Source organism: Candidatus Hydrogenedentota bacterium (assembly GCA_012523015.1).
Lineage (GTDB): Bacteria > Hydrogenedentota > Hydrogenedentia > Hydrogenedentales > CAITNO01 > JAAYBJ01.
Genome location: JAAYJI010000028.1, coordinates 1 through 4,956, shown reverse-complemented (window position 1 = coordinate 4,956; position 4,956 = coordinate 1). Strand labels below are relative to the sequence as shown.

General features: G+C 51.6%; 3 protein-coding genes. 1 reads left to right on the top strand and 2 read right to left on the bottom strand.

What is annotated here, in order from left to right; all coding sequences use genetic code 11:
- Both GX117_01295 and GX117_01290 read right to left on the bottom strand, forming a co-directional pair.
- Window positions 1-563, bottom strand: a 563-nt coding sequence (locus GX117_01295; protein ID NLO31979.1) for a hypothetical protein, incomplete at its 3' end; no start/stop codon positions are given.
- A 69-nt stretch (window positions 564-632) separates the two neighbouring features.
- The gene (locus GX117_01290; GenBank protein ID NLO31978.1) at window positions 633-1,025 is read right to left on the bottom strand and encodes a hypothetical protein; all 393 of its coding nucleotides are present in this window, start codon (window positions 1,023-1,025) and stop codon (window positions 633-635) included.
- A 573-nt stretch (window positions 1,026-1,598) separates the two neighbouring features.
- Between GX117_01290 and GX117_01285 the strand changes: the two genes are divergently transcribed.
- Window positions 1,599-4,956: DEAD/DEAH box helicase (locus GX117_01285; GenBank protein NLO31977.1), on the top strand; the 3,358-nt coding region annotated here is incomplete at its 3' end.

Here is a 4,956-nt window from a genome sequence, read left to right as displayed (position 1 = left end):
GATCCCATGGCATAGGACGCCCGCAGTGCACAGGCATCATCAATAACGCCTGCAAGTCCGCCGACTCTGTCAAGTCCGGTTACAGCACCCAAAGCATGACAGCGCAGAATAATTCCGTTGCCAGCAAAGCCGATCAATCCGCCGATACCGATGTCGCCATCAACATTTCCTTCGGCTTTTGTGAAAAGCATTATTCCATAATTAGCGCCGGTTCCGCCGCCGCAGTAACTGCCGCCCGCAACCTCACAGACAGATTGGCAATAGGCAAGTGTTCCGTAATTGATGCCTAATAAACCGCCGCCGTATTCACTGATTTTTATTTGACCTTTTGAGTACGTTTTGACTACTTCGCCGTAAAAGTTCGCCCCCGCGATTCCCCCTGCCGCTTGTTCCCCCTGAACAACGACATGGGCCATTGCATTGTCTATGACCGCCTGATCTTGATTGGAGCCCAACAATCCGCCCACATATTCTATGCCTGTAACCTGTCCTTTCGCACGAACGCGTGTAAGCTGCCCTCCGTTAGTTCCGCAGACCAAGCCGACATGACGGCTGCCGCGCACGTTCCCGGAAAAACTACAGTTATGAATCTCTCCGTAATTCTCGCCCGCGATTATGCCAACATAGGTGTCTCATTCATCTGAAGCATCATTGACAATTAATTTTTTGACCTCTGCGCCTTTTGAAAGAACCCTGAAAATACTTGTAGAGCTCCCGTTTGCAGCGCGTATGGTCAAGCCCGAGATGCGGTGTCCCATGCCGTCTAAACTCCCGGTAAACGGGCGGGTATCTTCCCCAATAGGCATGAATCCCTGACCGTTATTCCAAGTTTTCGATTCAGACGCATCAATGTCGCTTGTGATGCGGTATATTCCGGAGAGAGGATAATCAGGATCGCGACCGATTTGTTGGAGTGATTCAAGTGAACTTATCGGAATTGATTCGTCTTCAAGTGCCGCTGACTGACCGACCGCAATAACGATTCCAAGATAAGCGATAAGAATCATAAACTTGTAATCATACATTAATTTTCGTACTCCGAATACGTTATCCGAGGGGATGGATCTGCGTTTCACGTCAAATAAAAAAACTAGCATACCATGTTCCCGTTTAAAACCGGTAACGTACTTCTTTTGCTTTTTCCCGCCTTAATCTTGTCATGGTCAACGTCGCTAAAAAACGGAAATCAAAACATCAACATCACTGAAGTCCTTGTCTACGCAGCTGCGTTTCTTCATTAGAGGCGCTTTTTTAAGCGATAACTTGACCAAATGAAGGTTAAATTACTATGATGGTGTTGTGGTGAAGAGAAGTGTGTTCATTAAGGTGAGATTGGCGAACAAGAATTGTGGCACTTTATTTTTCCCCTACAGAACCAACAAATATCAGTTTGCATAAATCAACGCAAGCGATGATGGCCAAAGCCCTTCTAGGGCGGAGATCACGTGTCAAATTCTTGAGGATCATTGACTCCCGGGCGATGCATGAAAACAGTGCCGGAACCCATACGAGAGTCAGGATCAATGAATAGGTGTAGTGGAGTGCAGTGTCATTAAAAGGTCGGAGTCTACAAAAGAGATTTAAACCGGGAGGTTGCCATGAATGTTTTTGATCTGCGTGATAAACTCGTCAAGGACTATAAAAATTACACCAAAAGTTTTATCCACATCACTGACGAGCGTATCCATGCCAAAGTGAATGAGGCGCTGGAAGCCGGCGCCCTGTGGCCCGAACCTTTGCTCCAATTAAACCCGACCTTTCAACCGGGCGGCACAATCGATCAACTTGTCGCCGATAAAACACTCCATCCTGAATGTGCCAAGATCTTTCGCATTGGCAAGACGGATAGGGATTTAACAGGTAAGCCCTTACAACTGCATAGGCATCAGACTGAGGCGATCAGAAAGGCGAAGGAATCCAAATCCTATGTGCTCACGAGCGGCACGGGATCGGGAAAGAGCCTCGCCTACATCGTGCCCATTGTAGATCATATCCTTAGAAGAGGTTCCGGCAAGGGCATCCAAGCCATCGTTGTCTATCCGATGAACGCCTTGGCAAACAGTCAAGATGAGGAGCTGCGCAAGTTTATTGTGAACGGCTACGGCGAGGACAAAGCCCCCATCCGTTTTGCACGCTACACGGGCCAAGAAAAAGGAGAGGTACGGGAATCCATACGCAGCAATCCGCCTGACATTCTTCTTACGAACTATATGATGCTGGAGCTGCTGCTGACCCGAAAGGAAGACCGGGAATTGGTCAGGGAGGCGCAGGGACTCCGCTTTCTCGTATTTGATGAGCTGCACACCTACAGGGGCCGTCAAGGCGCTGATGTGGCATTACTCATACGGCGCTGCCGACTCGCCTTCGGCGACAACAACATTATCTGTGTCGGAACATCGGCAACCATGGCGGCAGGCGGCTCTTCAGAAGAGCAGAAAGACGCCGTGGCACAGGTCGCGAGAACCCTCTTTGGAACGCCTATTGACGCCTCTCAAGTGATTAACGAAACCCTCCAACGGGCTACCAAAGAAATAGACTTTTCCGATCAAGCCGTCGTGAAAAGCCTGACCGATACCGTGACATCCGCAGAGGCTCCCCCCCAAGACCCTCAGTCTTTCTGTGAACACCCTTTAGCCTCTTGGATTGAGACGACCTTCGGCATCGTCGAAGAAGAAGGCACCGGCACCCTCATACGCCAGACACCCCGGCAGCTCCGGGGCGAAGGCAGCGCTGCCGCCGAACTCGCCGATCTGACCCAAAGCTCCCCGGAAGCGTGTTATAAAGTACTGCACAACTTTTTACTGTGTGGTTCCGAACTTCGCGCAGACGGTTCGAGCCGCTTCCCCATCTTCGCCTTTCGCCTGCACCAGTTTTTCACGCGGGGAGACACGGTCTGGAGCACCCTGGAAGCGGAAGACCAACGACACTTGGAAATGGGCAAATTGGGGTCTAAACCCGGTGAAGAGGACAAACCCCTTTTCCCGCTCGTATTCTGCCGCCGCTGCGGCACCGCCTACTATCGCGTATCCTATGGGAGAAATGAAGAAGGTCAGGAAGAACTCAGGCCTCGCGAGGACAGTCCCGCCATATACGATGATAAATGGAAGAATGCCTACCTCTATGTTTCGGAGCGGGCGCCTTGGCCGCAGGATACCCCCTCAAAAGTTGATCGTCTGCCCGAATCCATGCGGGAAACCACAGCCAAGGGAGAAGAAAAAGTCGCCGGTTCTTTTCGCCGCGATCTGCCCCAACCGGTCTTTGTCGCGCCTTCCGGACGCATCGTTCGTAAAGGAGAGGGCGTTCCCGGCGGGCTCATTCTCGAGAATTTCCTCTTCTGCCTGAACCCCGACTGTCTCGTGGCGTATACGAAGCACCAGAAGGCGGAACGGCCCAAGCTCGGAACCTTAGGCATCGACAACCGAAGCACGGCAACGACCATCCTCGCAGTTCAATCCTTACTCCAACTTCAGAGCGATGCCGAACTCTCGAAAGAGGCGCGCAAGCTCCTCAGCTTTACAGACAACCGCCAAGATGCATCGCTGCAGGCGGGACACTTCAATGATTTCGCCCATGTAGCTTTGTTGCGCTCAGCCCTCTTTAAAGCCATGAATGATTTTGGTCCACGTGGATTATCCCATGGCAAATTATCCGGAGCCGTATTCAAAGCCCTTAACCTCGAACTCAAGGATTATGCCAACGATTCCGAGGTGCGCGGGCCTGCACTCGAAGAAACACACACCGCGCTGAAACGGGTCATTGAATACTATCTCTATCATGATCTGAAGCGCGGCTGGCGCGTGACCGCTCCCAATCTCGAGGATTGCGGTATGCTGAAATTTGAGTATAAAGGACTCAGTGGAGAGAATAGCCTTCTGCGTGATAGCGAGATCTGGGAAGAAGGCTTATCTATCCAAGGCGAGAAAGAAGAGAAGGTCTTCGTTGAAGTGCCGCCCATTTTGCGCCTCTGTCCGGCCGAGACCTTGGAAAAAATCCTGCGTGTCCTGCTTTTCGTGCTGCGCCGCGAACATGTCGTAAAAGTAGATGTCCTTGATCACCAAAAGCAGTTTGAGCTGGTAAATAAAACCGGCGGGCGGCTCTTAGAAGGATCCATATGGCATATTGACGACCCCGATAAATTAACCAAATCGGTCGTTGCCTATCCCCGTCCAAAGAATAATAGAGAAAGATTCGGTTTTTTCATCTCTTCCAACGGCGCTTTTGGACAATACTTCCGCCGCACCTTAAAACCCTATGAAGAGCAAATGCAAGGCTATGGCAAGGATGAAGTCAATAGGGCGATCCGATACCTCTTTTTAGCACTCCAACGCTATGGCATTCTCGAAGAAGTGCGCAGCGGTGAAGTGCCCGGCTATCAAATTAACCATAGTGCCTTATTGTGGATTGCGGGCGACGGCAGCAAAGCGGCCATAGACCACACCCGCCTCATTGACGAAGGCATATCCACGCCCAAGGTAAATGAATATTTCGTTGAATGCTATCGCAAATTCGTTAATCTCAAATGTGTCTTGGAAGCCCGTGAGCATACGGCACAAGTAGCCTCGGAAGATCGGGAAGAACGGGAAGACCTCTTCCGCAGCGCACGGCTGCCCCTCCTATTCTGTTCCCCCACCATGGAATTGGGTGTCGATATTGCCGAGCTTAATCTGGTCAATCTGCGCAACGTCCCGCCCACACCGGCAAACTATGCCCAGCGAAGCGGACGGGCCGGACGAGGCGGGCAGCCCGCCTTGGTATACACCTATTGCGCCGGCCGCAGCCCCCATGATCAGTACTACTTCCGTAAGCCCACCCACATGGTGGCGGGAGCTGTCGTGCCGCCCCGCCTTGATCTGCGCAATCGTGATCTCCTCCGTTCTCATGTTCATGCCATATGGATGGAACAAGCGAAACTCGACCTCGGCCTAACCCTCGGCAACGTACTGGACCGTCAAGGTG